This window comes from Ruegeria sp. AF3 (assembly GCF_056536285.1).
Map to the genome: position 1 here is coordinate 1300823 of NZ_JBQFJM010000001.1, position 14602 is coordinate 1315424.

General features: G+C 55.5%; 13 protein-coding genes. 7 read left to right on the forward strand and 6 right to left on the reverse strand.

The features are described 5' to 3' along the window. The first annotated feature begins 197 nt into the window (after window positions 1-197). Window positions 198-1724 (forward strand): malonate--CoA ligase, encoded by a 1527-nt coding sequence (locus tag ACR3FC_RS06590; protein WP_480473977.1) that lies wholly within the window; start codon window positions 198-200, stop codon window positions 1722-1724. 65 nt (window positions 1725-1789) lie between these two features. Further along, window positions 1790-3475, forward strand: a complete 1686-nt coding sequence (locus ACR3FC_RS06595) for a tryptophan halogenase family protein (RefSeq protein ID WP_480473978.1) — start codon at window positions 1790-1792, stop codon at window positions 3473-3475. Window positions 3476-3548: 73 nt separating this feature from the next. Here the strand turns inward: ACR3FC_RS06595 and ACR3FC_RS06600 are convergent, their stop codons facing one another. The 5 genes from ACR3FC_RS06600 to ugpB all read right to left on the reverse strand — a co-directional run bounded on the left by ACR3FC_RS06600 (window position 3549) and on the right by ugpB (window position 8655). Beyond that, window positions 3549-4484, reverse strand: coding sequence for a glycerophosphodiester phosphodiesterase family protein (locus tag ACR3FC_RS06600; RefSeq protein WP_480473979.1), 936 nt, complete (start codon window positions 4482-4484; stop codon window positions 3549-3551). Further along, window positions 4484-5539, reverse strand: a complete 1056-nt coding sequence (gene ugpC / locus ACR3FC_RS06605; protein ID WP_480473980.1) for a sn-glycerol-3-phosphate ABC transporter ATP-binding protein UgpC — start codon at window positions 5537-5539, stop codon at window positions 4484-4486. The genes ACR3FC_RS06600 and ugpC overlap by 1 nt, the downstream gene beginning before the upstream one ends. Window positions 5540-5542: 3 nt before the next feature. Continuing rightward, window positions 5543-6379 (reverse strand): sn-glycerol-3-phosphate ABC transporter permease UgpE, encoded by an 837-nt coding sequence (gene ugpE / locus ACR3FC_RS06610; protein WP_480476825.1) that lies wholly within the window; start codon window positions 6377-6379, stop codon window positions 5543-5545. 20 nt (window positions 6380-6399) lie between these two features. Further along, complete coding sequence (ugpA, locus tag ACR3FC_RS06615) at window positions 6400-7281, reverse strand: sn-glycerol-3-phosphate ABC transporter permease UgpA (protein WP_480473981.1); 882 nt, start codon at window positions 7279-7281, stop codon at window positions 6400-6402. Window positions 7282-7344: 63 nt separating this feature from the next. Continuing rightward, window positions 7345-8655, reverse strand: a complete 1311-nt coding sequence (ugpB, locus tag ACR3FC_RS06620; protein WP_480473982.1) for a sn-glycerol-3-phosphate ABC transporter substrate-binding protein UgpB — start codon at window positions 8653-8655, stop codon at window positions 7345-7347. Window positions 8656-8833: 178 nt separating this feature from the next. Here ugpB and ACR3FC_RS06625 point away from each other — a divergent pair, with 178 nt between their 5' ends. Continuing rightward, window positions 8834-9739, forward strand: a complete 906-nt coding sequence (locus ACR3FC_RS06625) for a LysR substrate-binding domain-containing protein (protein ID WP_480473983.1) — start codon at window positions 8834-8836, stop codon at window positions 9737-9739. A gap of 100 nt (window positions 9740-9839) precedes the next feature. Here the strand turns inward: ACR3FC_RS06625 and ACR3FC_RS06630 are convergent, their stop codons facing one another. Next, on the reverse strand, window positions 9840-12080 hold the full coding sequence (locus tag ACR3FC_RS06630; RefSeq protein ID WP_480473984.1) for a HEAT repeat domain-containing protein: 2241 nt from the start codon (window positions 12078-12080) through the stop codon (window positions 9840-9842). A 210-nt stretch (window positions 12081-12290) separates the two neighbouring features. On the opposite strand from ACR3FC_RS06630, the gene ACR3FC_RS06635 reads away from it, so the two are divergent. From ACR3FC_RS06635 to ACR3FC_RS06650, 4 genes are all read left to right on the forward strand, one after another. Continuing rightward, window positions 12291-12662: a YciI family protein gene (locus ACR3FC_RS06635; protein ID WP_480473985.1), complete on the forward strand. Its 372-nt coding sequence runs from the start codon at window positions 12291-12293 to the stop codon at window positions 12660-12662. 3 nt (window positions 12663-12665) lie between these two features. Then, window positions 12666-13901 (forward strand): RNA polymerase sigma factor, encoded by a 1236-nt coding sequence (locus ACR3FC_RS06640; protein WP_480473986.1) that lies wholly within the window; start codon window positions 12666-12668, stop codon window positions 13899-13901. 68 nt (window positions 13902-13969) lie between these two features. Continuing rightward, window positions 13970-14356, forward strand: coding sequence for a VOC family protein (locus ACR3FC_RS06645; RefSeq protein WP_480473987.1), 387 nt, complete (start codon window positions 13970-13972; stop codon window positions 14354-14356). Window positions 14357-14380: 24 nt separating this feature from the next. After that, window positions 14381-14602: an MAPEG family protein gene (locus tag ACR3FC_RS06650; RefSeq protein WP_480473988.1), complete on the forward strand. Its 222-nt coding sequence runs from the start codon at window positions 14381-14383 to the stop codon at window positions 14600-14602.

Below are 14602 nucleotides of genomic sequence, written 5' to 3' on the forward strand. Positions count from 1 at the left end.
CATGGGGCTTTCGTGCAGAAAATGTGCAGAGGCGGTGAAAGGCTTTACCAACCACGATTTCCGAGCTGCAACTCGCGCTGCGCAGTAAATGCGACGTGTCCAGACATTGAACTGCAAGCAAAAGCGCAGTGTGACACAGTTGAACCTTCCCCTGAGAAGCGGTTCGCCGTTATGGCTGAGGAAACGGAGGATCGAACATGGCTAACCCTCTCTATGATGATCTGTTTGGCATTCACACCGGCAAAGATACGGCTTTCCTGTACCTGACAGACGGGACGACCATCACCTATCGAAACTTTCTGAGCACAGCCGCCCGGATCGCCCATGTGGCCACGCAACTGGGTCTAAAACCCGGAGACCGCGTTGCAGCTCAGGTCGATAAATCGCCTGAGGCGCTGGCGCTTTACGCGGCATGTGCGCAGGCCGGTCTGGTTTTCCTGCCGCTGAACACCGCCTATACCGTGGACGAACTGACGTATTTCATCGAAAACAGCGGCGCGTCACTTGTTGTCTGTGATGGCCGAAGCAAAGACCAACTGACCCCGATTGCCGCGCGTTTTGGGGGCAGGGTCGAAACGCTAAATGCGGATGGCTCTGGCTCGCTGATGGATTTGGCGGCTGCAATGCCAGACAGCTTTGCGACCGTGGATCGGGACGGTGAGGATCTGGCGGCGTTTCTTTACACGTCGGGCACCACCGGACGTTCAAAGGGGGCGATGCTGACCCAGAACAACCTGCTGTCCAATGCGCGGACACTGGTCGAAGAGTGGCGGTTTGCGTCCGAAGACGTTCTGTTGCACGCGTTGCCTATCTTTCACACACATGGTCTGTTTGTGGCCACCAATATCATTCTGGCGGTTGGCGGAAGCATGATCTGGCTGCCAAAATTCGACCCTGATCAGATCATTGACAGGATGCCCGGAGCCACGTCGATGATGGGCGTGCCAACCTTCTACACGCGCCTGCTGGCAGACGCGCGTTTTACCAGGGGGCTGACCGAACATATGCGCCTGTTCGTATCGGGCTCAGCCCCTCTGCTGGCGGATACCCATACACAATTCAAGGAGCGTACCGGTCATCGTATCCTAGAACGCTATGGCATGACCGAAACCAATATGAACACCTCGAACCCCTATGACGGCGAACGTCGCGCGGGCACGGTCGGGTTTCCCTTGCCGGAGGTCGAACTAAAGATATGCGATGCAGGCGGTAACCCTTTGCCGCAGGGTGAAATCGGCGAGATCGAAGTGCGTGGTCCGAACGTGTTCAAGGGATATTGGCAGATGCCGGAAAAGACGGCTGCCGAGCTGCGCGAAAACGGGTTTTTCATCACCGGTGATCTCGGACGTATCGACGAAGATGGGTATGTCCATATCGTCGGGCGCAACAAGGACCTGATCATCTCGGGTGGCTACAATATCTACCCCAAGGAAATTGAACTGGTTCTGGACGGCCAGCCCGGTGTTCTCGAGAGTGCAGTGATCGGCGTGCCGCATCCCGACTTCGGTGAAACCGTGCTGGGCCTGATTGTTGCCGAACCTGGGCAATCTCCGGATCTCGACGCGATCATGGGCGCAGTGCGCGACAGCCTGGCGCGGTTCAAACATCCCCGCACGCTTATTCAACTGGATGAATTGCCCCGCAATACAATGGGAAAAGTCCAAAAGAACATCTTGCGCGACCAGTTCAGGGACATGTTCAAAGCCGGGTCACAAGGCACATAATGGCAGAGCCTAGATAAGCGTCGGAAACTTGATATAGTCCTCAAAACCAATGGGGATAGAAGAATATGAACAATCGTTTGCGCAAGATCACCATCGTAGGTGGCGGCACGGCAGGCTGGATGACCGCGTTGATCCTGGACATGGTGTTTTCACGCACTTCATCAACAGCGGACCGGCCACATATCTGCCTGATCGAAAGCCCTAATATTTCGACCGTGGGTGTGGGTGAGGCTACGGTGCCACGCATGCCGGTCACGCTCCGTCAGGCGGGCATTTCCGAACGGGATTTTTTCCGCGAGACGAACGCGTCCTTCAAGCTGGGCGTGAAGTTCTGCAACTGGAACAAGGACCCCAAAGGAAAACGCATCGATTACGTGAACCCCTTTGCCCATGGCCAGATGCTGGAAGGGTTGGACGCCGCCGAGTATTTCCTGCGCTTTGGCAACGGAGAACGGGACTTTACACAGTCCATCTCGCCCCACGATCATCTGGGCCGTCTGTGCAAAGGCGCGCGGCAGCTAGGTCAGCCCGAGTTTGAACAGCGTTTTGGCTATGCCTATCATCTGGATGCCGTGAAGTTTGCGGGCATGCTCACCACGGTCTGCACCAAGCGCGGCGTCGAGCATATCCAGGACGAGGTACAGAAAGTCGAGCTGGATGAACAGGGCAACGTCAGCCATCTGATGCTGGAGCGCGCGGGCCGTCATGACATCGAAATGGTCATCGATTGCACCGGGTTCCGCGGTTTGATCATCAATCAGGCGCTGGGCGAGCCGTTCTTGGATTATTCGGACTACCTGCCCAATGATCGCGCCATGGCGTTGCAGGTCGAACACCGCAATCCCAACAAGATCGAAAGCCTCACGCGGTCGACCGCGCTGGGCGCGGGATGGACGTGGCGGGTGCCGCTCTACAATCGCGTCGGTACGGGCTATGTGTTCTCCTCGGCGCATCGAACGGATGATCAGGCGGCAGACGAATATCTTGAATGGCTGGGTGACAGCGGTAAGGGTTTGACGCCGCGGATCATCCCGATGCGCGTCGGGCGCGTGCGCAATGCCTGGGTCAAGAATTGTGTGGCAATCGGTCTGTCCGGCGGGTTTATCGAGCCGTTGGAAAGTACCGCGATCCACATGATTGACCACGCAGTACGCTGGTTTGCAGAACACTTGCCGACGCGCGACGTCGCCCCGTCGCTGCGGGCAAGATACAACCGGCAGATGGATAAGCTTTATAACGAGGTTCTGGAATTCATCTGCCTGCATTACCGATTGGGTAACCGAAAGGATGACCCGTATTGGATCGACGCGCGAACAGAGATGAAGATACCGGATCGCCTGGCCGAGAATCTGGAATTGTGGCAGCACCGTCTGCCGATGGATCACGATGTGGAATTTGCCACGCTGTTTGATCATCGCGTGTACCAGACGGTTCTGTTGGGCAAACAGGTCTATGATACGGGTTACGGTACCGGCATCCGAGATCGTTTGCGGCCGTTGAAGAAAGTGATCTGGTTCCAGGGCATGCAGCGTGCGAAAGAGGATCTTGCGCAGATCGTCAAAGTGATGCCGGATCATAAAACGCTGCTGCGCGATATCCGGGGGGAGCTGGAAAAACCGGTCTTTGGAATGGCGAACGTGGCGAAACCGACGGTTGCGATGCCGGGCACGAAACCCGCACCTGTTACGATCCAGAACATGCCGAACTTTGCTGAAATCCAAAGCGGCGCGAAGGATTTGCAACTGTTCTAGGGGTTCTCTGCCCGTACGAAGGAAATTTGATAAACTGAAGGGCGAGGCATTCAGCTCCGGCCTTCAGGGCGGTTTAACGCCAGCTCATACCCCGGTCAGACAAGTGCCTTTGCACCCGACCCGGATAATCAGAAACAATGGCATCCACACGCAGGTCGATCATCTTGGCAATGTCTACAGGGTCATTGACCGTCCAAACCGCAACGCAAAGGCCCAAATCCTTGGCCAGTTCGACGTTTTCGGCAGTTACATCTGCATAATACGGGCACCACAGTGAGCCGCCCGCTTGCTTGACCAATAGCGGAATATCGCCTTTGCGGCCTCGAAAATCCGGGCAGACTGCTTTTGAAGAATCCTCCCCTACATCCTCGGCGTTTTCGGGAAGTTGGGTCAGATAAGAAGATGGCATATCAGGCGCTTGCCGCTGACATTCTTCCAACAGATTCCAGTCGAAACTGTGCAGCACGGCGCGCGACGACAGGGCCCTGGAACGGACCTCTTGCAGGACAAGGCGGACAAACTTCTCTCTGTAGCGCGCGTCATGGGCCAAATCGGGGTCCGACTTCAGCTCGAGCATCAGACAGGCATCGCTATGTTGGGGGTCACTCACCAGATCCAGCAGGTCAAGCAGCCTTGGAACGCGAACGCCATCCATTTGTGCCTGATCAGGAAAACGCTGACCATAGGCAGAATTCCCATCCAACCGCCCGACATCGAACTTCTGAATCTGCTCGAACGTCAGGGTTGAAACCTTCGGCTCTTCCCCGGTCAGAAACTGGCCGTCAACATCGCGAAAACTGGGGGCGTGCAGCCGGTGATTATGGGTTATGACAGGGATGTCGTCAGCCGTGAGGACAACATCAAACTCCAGAAGCGGCACGCCAATGGAGAGCGGAAAGTCGAAGCCAATCATGCTGTTTTCAGGCAACACACCTCGCGCACCCCGGTGGCCTACGATGCGGATCAGGTTGTCGCCCCCCCGGAAAGCCTCGACCTGTGAGAATGCCATCAGCCTTCCAGCCTTTCACCGGTAGATCGGTCAAACAGATGCAAATGGTTTGAGGACACAGAAAACCGCATGTTCGGATGTCGGCCTTCAATCGGATGCACACCCGGAAGGCTGATCGTGATCGGATCCCCCGAGCCGGTCAGTTGACCGTGCAACAGCGTGTTTGCCCCCAATGGCTCTGCCATCTGAATCGTGGCCTCAATCGGGCCATTGTCATCCAGCAATAGATGCTCGGGTCGTACCCCCAGTTTGAAGGCAGTATCAGGACCCGGCGACGAACCAACCGCGACCTCACCAATCATGGCGGTTCCGTTTTCGCGTCGGGCTTCAAAGACATTCATCGCTGGGCTGCCGATGAACTGCGCCGCAAACAGGGTTCTTGGTGTTTCGTATACCTCTAGCGGTGTGCCAACCTGTTCGGCGATACCGCCGTTCATGACGATCATCCTGTCGGCCATTGTCATGGCTTCAACCTGATCGTGGGTTACATAAAGCGACGTGATCCCCAGTTTTTCCTGGAGCTCACGAATCTCAAGCCGCATCTGCACGCGAAGCTTGGCGTCCAGGTTCGAAAGAGGCTCGTCAAACAGGAAGACCGCAGGTTCACGGACAATCGCGCGGCCCATAGCCACCCTCTGACGTTGGCCGCCTGACAATTGTCTGGGTTTGCGGTCCAGCAATGGTTCAAGCTGCAATAGCCTGGCCGCCTCGGTCACTTTTTGATCGATCTGGGCCTTGGGCAACCCTGCAATCTTCAGGCCATAGCCCATGTTCTGCCGGACCGACATATGGGGGTAGAGCGCATAGTTCTGGAACACCATGGCAATGTCGCGATCCATCGGCTCTTTTTCGTTGGCCCGTTCCTCACCAATCCGGATTTCACCCGAGGTCACGGTCTCAAGCCCTGCCACCATCCGCAGCAGCGTGGATTTCCCACAACCCGAAGGGCCGACGATGACAATGAACTCGCCATCTTCGATTTGGATGTCGATGCCATGTATGACATCTGTCGGGCCAAAGCTCTTTTTGACATTCTCCAGAGTTACTGTTGCCATTTCTTATTTCTCGCTATCGACAAGGCCGCGGACAAAGAGCTTTTGCATTGACACCACCACGATGACTGGCGGGATCATCGCCAGAATGGAGGTTGCCATGATGACCGGCCAATCAGCCACATCATCGCCAGACGGGAACATCTGCTTGATGCCCATCACAATGGTATTCATCTCAGGGTCGGTGGTGATTAGCAGCGGCCACAGATACTGGTTCCACCCATAGATAAACAGGATGACGAACAGTGCCGCAATGTTTGTCCGGCTCATCGGAACGACGATGTCGATGAAAAACCGCATTGGCCGGGCACCATCCACACGCGCAGCTTCGGCCAGCTCGTCCGGAATTGTCAGAAAGAACTGACGGAACAGGAAGGTCGCCGTGGCCGAGGCGATCAGGGGAAAGATCAGCCCGTAGTAGCTATTGAGCATTCCGAACCCGGCCACGACCTCAAATGTCGGAACGATCCGCACTTCGACCGGCAGCATAAGGGTCAGAAAGATCAGCCAAAAGAACGTTGTTCGACCGGGAAAACGAAAATAGACGATTGCAAATGCCGACAGCAGTGAAATGACGATCTTGCCCACTGCAATCCCGATGGCCATCACAAGGCTGTTGAACAGCATCGTTGCGACGGGGACATTCACGCCGGAAAACAGGGCTGCCTTGTAGTTCTCCCAGAACTGATCACCCGGCAAAAGCGGCATGGGTGGTGATACAACTTCCGGCTGGGTAACGGTTGAGGCGACAAACGCCAGCCAGATCGGAAAGAAGATGACCAGAACGCCAAGGATCATCAGGGCATGCGTCAGCCAGATACCCGCTCCGTGCTTTTCGACCATTCCGTGCTGCTGGGCTGCCATCAGTAATGCACCCTCTTTTCCACGTATTTGAACTGAATGACGGTCAGCAGGCCGACGACAATCAGCAAAATGACCGATTGCGCCGAAGACGAGCCCAGATCCTGACCGACGAACCCGTCTGAAAAGACCTTGTAGACCAGTATGGTCGTGGCCTGCTGCGGCCCGCCGCCGGTGATTGTGTGGATTACGCCAAAAGTTTCAAAGAACGCGTAAACCACATTCACAACAAGCAGGAAGAACGCTGTAGGTGACAGCAACGGCAGGACAATCGTGAAAAACCTGCGCCAGAATCGTGCGCCATCGATCGCGGCGGCCTCGATGACCGACCTCGGAACCGACTGGAGTGCGGCGAAGAAGAACAAAAAGTTATAACTGATGCGCCCCCAGGCCGAAGCGACAACCACAAGCCCCATCGCTTCGGTGCCATTCAATACGTGGTTCCAGTCATAGCCCAGCTGTCCAAGATACCACGACACGACACCGACGCGCGTGTTGAACATGAACAGCCAGAGTACACCCGCAACCGCCGGTGCGACTGCATAAGGCCAAATCAACAGAGTCCGATAAGCTCCGGATCCTTTGATCAGCCGATCTGCAATGACTGCCAGAAACAGGGCCGGGATCATGGAGCAGAGCGTAACAAGCGTCGAAAACACCGCCGTGGTTACAAAGGATGCGCGATAAAACTTGTCGCTCAGCAGAAATTCAAAATTGCCCAGACCGACGAACTTGGACGACAACCCGAACGGATCTGGGATGAACAGCGACTGCCAGACCGCCTGCGCTGCGGGATAAAAGAAAAATACAGCAGAAATGGCGACCTGCGGAGCGATCAGCGCCAATGGCAACAACCAGCCGCGAAATGTGACGCGTTTTTCCATCCTGATGACCCGCCGAGAAAAGTGGATGCGGGCTCTGCCGAGCCCGCACCGGATTTCAGAAATTTATTGATTCGCCGATTCGAACCTGCGCAGAAGCGCGTCACCGCGTTCCTTTGCGCTGTCCATGGCTTCCTGGGCGGTTTTCTCACCGGACCAGACGGCCTCAAGCTCCTCATCGATGATACCGCGGATTTGATCGAACGATCCCAGACGCAGACCTTTCGAGTTTGCCGTCGGCTCTTTTGTGGTCATCTGGATCACAGCGATATCAGTGCCCGGATTTTCGTCATAGAAACCGGCCGCACGGGTCGCTTCACCGGCTTCCGCGGTAATCGGAAGATACCCGGTATTCTGGTGCCATGCCGCCTGAACGTCAGACGAAGACAAGAAGCTCAAGAACTCGCCAACGCCTTTATATTCTTCCGGATCATGACCTTCCATCACCCAAAGGGAAGCACCGCCGATGATGGTATTCTGCGGCTCGCTTGTGACCGCTTCCCAATACGGCAGCGGGCGCACATCAAAGTCGAACTCGGCCTCGGCTTTGATCCCGGCATACCCGGCCGAGCTTTCGGTGAACAAGGCACACTCACCGGCCCGGAAGTTTGCGCCGCCTTCATTTCTGCGACCGGTATAGATGAATTCGCCATCCTTTGCCCAGTCGCCCATGGCGCTCAGGTGCGCGACCTGTACCGGGCCGTTCAGCATCAGTTCTGTATCCAGACCGGCAAAACCATTGTCCTGCGATGCAAACGGAACGTTGTGATAGGCAGACAGGTTTTCCAGGTGGATCCAGCTTTGCCATGCCGTCACCAGCGGGCAGTCCTCGCCTCCGGCTTTGAGTTGCTCCAGCACATCGCCGACTTTTTCCCAAGTCGACAGGTCAGTGTCAGGATCAACACCCGCCGCCTGCATGGCATCGCGGTTGACCCACAAGACCGGCGTGGAAGAGTTGAACGGCAGCGACAACATATCTCCGTCGGTGGTGGTGTAATAACCTTTCACCGCACCGATATAGGCATCGGGATCAAAAGACGCGCCACTTTCGGCCATGACTTTGTAGACCGGCTTGATCGCGCCTTTTGCCGACATCATCGTTGCGGTACCGACTTCGAAAACCATCAGGATATGTGGCTGTTCACCTGCGCGGAAAGCGGCAATACCAGCGTTCAGGGTTTCCGAATAGTTGCCCTTGTGGCTTTCGACCACGACAAACTCATCCTGACTGGCGTTGAACTCTTCAACCTGCGCTTTGACAAGTTCGCCAAGGCGGCCGGTGAAGGCATGCCAGAATTGAACTTCGGTTTGTGCCATTGCCGCCAAGGGGGACAAGGCAGTTGTAACGGCAAGAGCGCCAAGCAAATTCTTTTTCATGATTCCTCCCATGCATCAGGTTCGATGCTTCGTTGAGTACCGACTTCAACGCGTATTCGACACACATGACGATTTCACGACGTTACCGCTAAAGAAATATAATTCAAGCCCTATTTTTTGGCAAAAATCATAATACGGTGTTATACAAATTGAATGTACAAGCAGCACCGGGTCTGGAATGAGACAAACTTTGAGAATTCGGCAACTGGAAGCGCTCATGGCGGTGACCACCAATGGTTCGGTCACAGCAGCTGCCGCCGATTTGGGGATAAGCCAACCAGCTGTTAGCAGGTTGCTTTCGGATCTTGAAAAATCGTTTGGATTTCAACTTTTTGATCGCCGCAAAGGGCGATTGGTACCAACCCAGGAAGTTCGCTATCTGCAACCCAGCGTGGATCGTGTTCTGGAATTGATGAAGCAGATATCAGACGCCAGTCAGAATATCACACAGCGAAAAGCCGGGCATATCCGCGTCGCCTGCCTTCCCGGTTTTGCCACCAGCCATCTGCCGGATGTTGTAGCAAGTTTTCTGAAAGACCGGCCAGGTGTTACTATGACGATCGAACCGGACAGGCCGGAACGGATTTTGGAATGGATGGTCGGCGAACAATATGACTTTGGAATCACCGATGGCTTTAACGGTCATCCTGGAGTCGAAAGCAGAAATGTCGATGTGCGCACGGTTTGCGTGTTCCCGAAAAATCACGCACTTGAGAACCTCTCGGAGGTGACGCCTTCCGATCTTGCAGATGAGAGCATCATACATACGCGGCGCGATAGCGACTTTTTCGGACGGCTTTCGAAGGCATTTCAGCAGGCCAATGTTACACTCAACTCGCATATCGAAGTCCGGCAATTCACGGCGGCATGTGAATTGGCGATAAAAGGCGTCGGTGTTTCAATTGTCAGCGAGCTGGACGCTGTCCATTACACAGACCGGGGGCTAAGCTACAGGCCATTCAAGCCGTTCTTGCCGCATACGCTTTCGCTGGTACGCCCGGTTTTGAAGCAGCCGTCTTTGATAACACTGGAGTTCATCGAGCATTTCAGCGAAAGCCTGAATGCGTTCAGAACACTTGCCTGAGGCTGCGGTCAACGGGGCGAAGGATATCTGCCCGGGTTTCCAGCCAACAGTCTCCAAATAACAGCAGGAGCAAAGAGGTCGATAGCGCCCAAAGTCGTCGTTATTGTGAGGCTCCGCGTATTTGTTCAATGGCTCGGGCGGCAAATCTTCCCGACAAAGACTCGTCTGCGTTTGCTTCCAATGCAGGTAAAGCGGGGGATGCTTTCCCTCCGATTTCACCCAAGGCGATGGCCGCTTCTTTTCTGACAAAAACCGAAGGGCTACCCAACAGCTTGATCAGTTCCGGAACGGCTGGAGCTGCGTCGGCACCAAAGAGCGCCAAAGACTGAGCCGCGTCACGTTGTTCCTTGGCATCTCCGCGCATCAGATCAGCTTTGAGACTTGCAACTGTCGTACTCGGCGGAAGCGCGGCCAATCGAAGGCCTTTTTTCAAACGGTTGTTCAAATATTGATGCTCGCCGATCCATCGCACGATAAAGAAATAATCGCGTACCGCTTCGCTCAGAACTTTCTCGTTTTCTCCATCCTGCCATTGTTCGATCATTGCGCGCGCGTTGCTTCGGTCACCATTCAAGGCCAGAACCGACGCTGCAAATGGCATCAACTCAACTGCCTGCGGGTTTCGGTCCAACTCAGACATTATAACGGCCCCTGCACCAGTCAGATCATTCATCGCAAACAGTGCAGCCCCCTGAAATAACGCGTAGTGGCTGGGATATTCCGGATCTAGGCGCATTGCGGCCTGCACAAATGCCAGCCCTTCCTCTGGCTCGCCGCCCGCGATCAAGGCCCATCCCATTGTCACATGCGCTTCGGGGTCGCTTGGTTGCTGGGCAATGGCTTTCGCGGCTTCTTGCCTCGCTTCTTCTGTTCCCCGACTTACGCTCTCGGCGCCTTCCCAATCCGTAAGGTTGAGAGCGACTATTGCCCTGATAACATGGATAAGCGAGGTGTCCTGATGCGTCAGTTCACGGTAGTATTTATAGAACAGTCCGATATGCATCCGTTCGTCAGCATCTGCAAAGGCTGACCAGTGGTGGAAGATGTGTGGTCGCAAGTGTGCCAGAGCTAACGTCGCCCAGGCGCGCGCATAATTCGGGTCCAACTCGACCGCGCGCTCAAAATGCGGAATTGCGGCCAGATTGTCCTGTTCATTGAAGCGTGAATAAAGCTCCCATCCACGCTGGAACGCTTCGCGCGCCTCGATCTTTCCAGTTTCTATGTTTTCGATAGCAATCCGGCTTTGCGTGTCGAGCGGAACATCCAACTCGTGCGCAATCGCCAGTACAATGTTGTTTTGCAGGTCGAAGATCTCATCGATTTCACCGTCGAAACGCTCCGCCCAGATCAATCTGCCGTTCAAAGTGTCCGTCAGGCGGATGTTGACCCGAAAACCTTCTCCGCTGCGTCTAAGGCTTCCATCAACGACATAGCGAACGCCCAGTTTCTCGGCAAAGCCTGCCACATCAATGTCGCGGTCCTGAAATGCGAAGGATGTGTTTCCGGCGATGACAAATAACCCTGATATGCGGGATAAGTCCGTTATCAGATCCTCGGAAACGCCATCTATCAACATCTTGTTGGACGCGTCGCTGGTGAAGTTCGTCAACGGAAGCACGGCGATCGAAGGCAGGTCTGGAAGTGGGTAAGCCATCTGTGCCTCAGAGGCGCGCAGCCGACCCTTTTCCCATGTCTTTGTCCCGACATACCCGGTCGCACCCAACACGATCAGGAATGCAGCCAGCTTCATTAGACGCGGTGCTTTCTTCGTTTTGTGCTTTACCGCCGGGGTCAACGCATCTGTTTCGACGCGGAACGCCTCAATGGGGTCTGCAATATTCTTGACGGATTGCGGGCCAATTGGCGTAAAGGCGAAGGGCACCTTGTTGCGCGCGTATCCGACAATCGCCTGCGATGCGATAATCCCCCCAGGTTCTGCCAGTGCCTCAAGCCGTGCGGCCACGTTGACACCATCACCCAGGATGTCGTCGGCGTTTGAGACGACATCGCCGACATTCAAACCGATCCGAAAAACGATTGCGCGGTCGGGTTCGGCATCTGAGTTTCTTTTCGACAGTTCGGCCTGTATCGCGACGGCCGCGCGAACCGCATCGACCGCGCTGGGGAATTCGATCAGAAAACTGTCACCCGCTGTGTTCGCAATGCGCCCTGAATACCCGGCGATCAAGGGCTCGATGACTTCAGCGCGGATCCGGCGCAGCTTGTCGATGGTGCCTTCTTCATCCAAGCCAACCAATCTTGAATAGCCTGCGATATCGGCGGCTAAGATGGCTGCTAATCGACGATTTGGCCGGCTTTCCATAGTTTCGCAGCCTACCATTTGGACATTTTTCTGGGAACCGGTTTTCAAGACACGGGTTTTGTACCGGTTATTGAAAACCCCCGACCTGTTATCTGGATGGAAATGGAAGCCCGGGCCGCTGGGTTTTCAGACAAAAGCGGCCTGGGTAATTTTGTCGGTTCTGGTCGTTGTCGGATTTGCATGGCGTCGCGCGTCCTTGCACAATGCGACCAACGCAAGGAGGCGAAAATGATTTACGCAATCACAATTTATGGGGAACCGGGCGTGTTCGAGGCATTGCCGAAAGATCGCCAGGACGAAGTGATGTCAGGCCATCGCGCCCTGCAAGCAGTATTGTCGGAACGCGGAGAGTTCGTGTCGATAAAAATGATGCCGCCAACGTCAGCGGTAATGGTCGAACCGGCCACGTCTGAGCGCGCTGCCCCCCTGATCACCGATGGCCCGTTTTCCGAGACCAAGGAAAACTTCCTTGGGTTTTACGCCGCTGACTTCAAAGACCTTGAGGAAGCGTTGGAACATGCAAAACTGATCTCTTCACCGGTCGCGCGGCTGGAAGTTCGGCCTGTGGCCTGGGCCGGGGGTGCAATATCGTCGGAATAGATCATGTCAGACTGGCTGGAGGCCACATTTGCTGATCAACGCCCGCGCGCCATTGCTGCCCTGACGCGGGTTTTTCGGGATTTGGACACCGCAGAGGAGGCCTTTGCCGACGCCTGCCTGAAAGCCTTGGCAGTTTGGCCCCAGGACGGGGCGCCTCGTGATCCATTGGCATGGCTTCTGGCCACGGCCCGGAATGCGGGTCTGGACGAATTACGCAAATCCCGGCGGCGCACGGCAATCCTGTCGCGCCACGCAGAGGAGTTTCAACCGATGCCGGCGGAAACACCCGACCCTGACGAGATGCGGGACGATGTCCTGCGCTTGCTGTTCATCTGCTGTCATCCGGAACTGGATCGGCGGGATCAGATCGCCATTGCTTTGCGGGTGGTCGTGGGGCTGAGTGTCGATGAGATCGCCAGCGGATTTCTGGTCAAATCCAAAACCATGGAGCAGCGCATTACCCGCGCCAAAAAGAAGATCGCAAATAACCCGGTCGCCTTTGAAACGCCAAGCCCGGCTGAGAGGCAAGCCCGGTTGGGCGAAGTCTCGACAATGGTTTATCTGATGTTCAGCGAAGGGTGGTCGACCTCGGCCGGGCCGCAGCAAATCAAGCTCACGCTGTGCAAAGAAGCGATCCGGCTTGCCCGCCTTCTTGTCGCATTGTTCCCTGCAATGGGCGAGCAGGCCGCATTGCTGGCGCTATTGTTGTTTCAACACGCCCGGCGCCGGGCCCGGATTGACGCGGAAGGCAAGCTTGTCGCACTCGACGATCAGAACCGCGATCTTTGGGATCGCTCGAATATCGCTGAGGCTACATCGCTGTTGCAAAAAGCCCAGCGGACTGGTCACCGCGGGGTATATATCGTCCAGGCTGCAATCGCAGCGGCACATGCCTGTTCCGCCTCATCGAAAGAAACCAACTGGGCGTTGATCGAAAGTCACTATGCTGCCCTTTACGCATTACAGCCGACACCGGTGATCCGGCTCAACCAGATTGCCGCACAGGCCAAGCTATACGGCCCACACTATGCATTGAAAGCAATGGATCCGCTGTCACAGGAGTTGTCCAACTATCGTTGGTTTCACGCAATGCGAGGTGGCCTTTTGCAAGAAGCGGGGGATCATAAAGACGCCATTTCCGCCTTTGAAACCGTGTTGGCGCTTTCCCCCACCGCGTTGGAATGTGACGTGATCAAAGAAAAAATCAAAATCAGTCAAAAAGAATTGGAGGGCCTGTAGGAACACACACTCCTCATACGTCCTTGGGTCAGACCCGCATGTGGCGGGCGTAACCAACGGAGGTACCCATGAGTATACTTGAGATGACGGCTGTCGGAAATTCAGGATGGATCGGGCATTCCGGGCCGGATCAGAGCAAGGCCAAGTCCTTTTACCAGGATGTGCTGGGCTGGACGATCAGCGATATGCCGATGCAGGATGGGTCCAGTTATTCAGCCGCAGTTGTGGGAGAGACCGCTATCGGAGGCTTTTCACCAATGCCAGAGGCGCGTGGAAGCTGGACGGTCTTCTTCACAGTGACCGATGTGGATGCGAGTGTTGCAAAGGCCGAAGCCAAAGGCGCCACCGTTCTTCAACCCGCGATGGATATGCCGGGGGTCGGGCGCATGGCCACGCTGAACGACCCCCAAGGTGCCCGCTTTGCATTGATCACCTATGAAAGCATGAGACCCTGAGAACTGTCTGAAAGGAGGGCGCAGATGGAACAAAGTTCGCACATTGTGCAGGTTGTTGCAGCGTTATTAGACTGGGTAACCGTTCCACTGGCGATTGCTGTTGACCTGCGTCGATTCAGGACGGTTGCCCATCCGCTATGGGATGGGGGCGACAGGTTCGTGCGCGTAATGCGGTCACATGGAAACTTCGTCGATTATGTTCCGTTCACGCCATCAATCCACCGGCAGCTTGAGGCATCCAGCTGA

What these genes read in the sequence shown, in the direction of transcription:
- ACR3FC_RS06590 (WP_480473977.1), top strand. Translation starts at nt 198, where the DNA reads ATGGCTAACCCTCTCTATGATGATCTGTTTGGCATTCACACCGGCAAA.
- ACR3FC_RS06595 (WP_480473978.1), top strand. Translation starts at nt 1,790, where the DNA reads ATGAACAATCGTTTGCGCAAGATCACCATCGTAGGTGGCGGCACGGCA.
- ACR3FC_RS06600 (WP_480473979.1), bottom strand. Translation starts at nt 4,484, where the DNA reads ATGGCATTCTCACAGGTCGAGGCTTTCCGGGGGGGCGACAACCTGATC.
- ugpC (WP_480473980.1), bottom strand. Translation starts at nt 5,539, where the DNA reads ATGGCAACAGTAACTCTGGAGAATGTCAAAAAGAGCTTTGGCCCGACA.
- ugpE (WP_480476825.1), bottom strand. Translation starts at nt 6,379, where the DNA reads ATGGTCGAAAAGCACGGAGCGGGTATCTGGCTGACGCATGCCCTGATG.
- ugpA (WP_480473981.1), bottom strand. Translation starts at nt 7,281, where the DNA reads ATGGAAAAACGCGTCACATTTCGCGGCTGGTTGTTGCCATTGGCGCTG.
- ugpB (WP_480473982.1), bottom strand. Translation starts at nt 8,655, where the DNA reads ATGAAAAAGAATTTGCTTGGCGCTCTTGCCGTTACAACTGCCTTGTCC.
- ACR3FC_RS06625 (WP_480473983.1), top strand. Translation starts at nt 8,834, where the DNA reads ATGAGACAAACTTTGAGAATTCGGCAACTGGAAGCGCTCATGGCGGTG.
- ACR3FC_RS06630 (WP_480473984.1), bottom strand. Translation starts at nt 12,080, where the DNA reads ATGGTAGGCTGCGAAACTATGGAAAGCCGGCCAAATCGTCGATTAGCA.
- ACR3FC_RS06635 (WP_480473985.1), top strand. Translation starts at nt 12,291, where the DNA reads ATGATTTACGCAATCACAATTTATGGGGAACCGGGCGTGTTCGAGGCA.
- ACR3FC_RS06640 (WP_480473986.1), top strand. Translation starts at nt 12,666, where the DNA reads ATGTCAGACTGGCTGGAGGCCACATTTGCTGATCAACGCCCGCGCGCC.
- ACR3FC_RS06645 (WP_480473987.1), top strand. Translation starts at nt 13,970, where the DNA reads ATGAGTATACTTGAGATGACGGCTGTCGGAAATTCAGGATGGATCGGG.
- ACR3FC_RS06650 (WP_480473988.1), top strand. Translation starts at nt 14,381, where the DNA reads ATGGAACAAAGTTCGCACATTGTGCAGGTTGTTGCAGCGTTATTAGAC.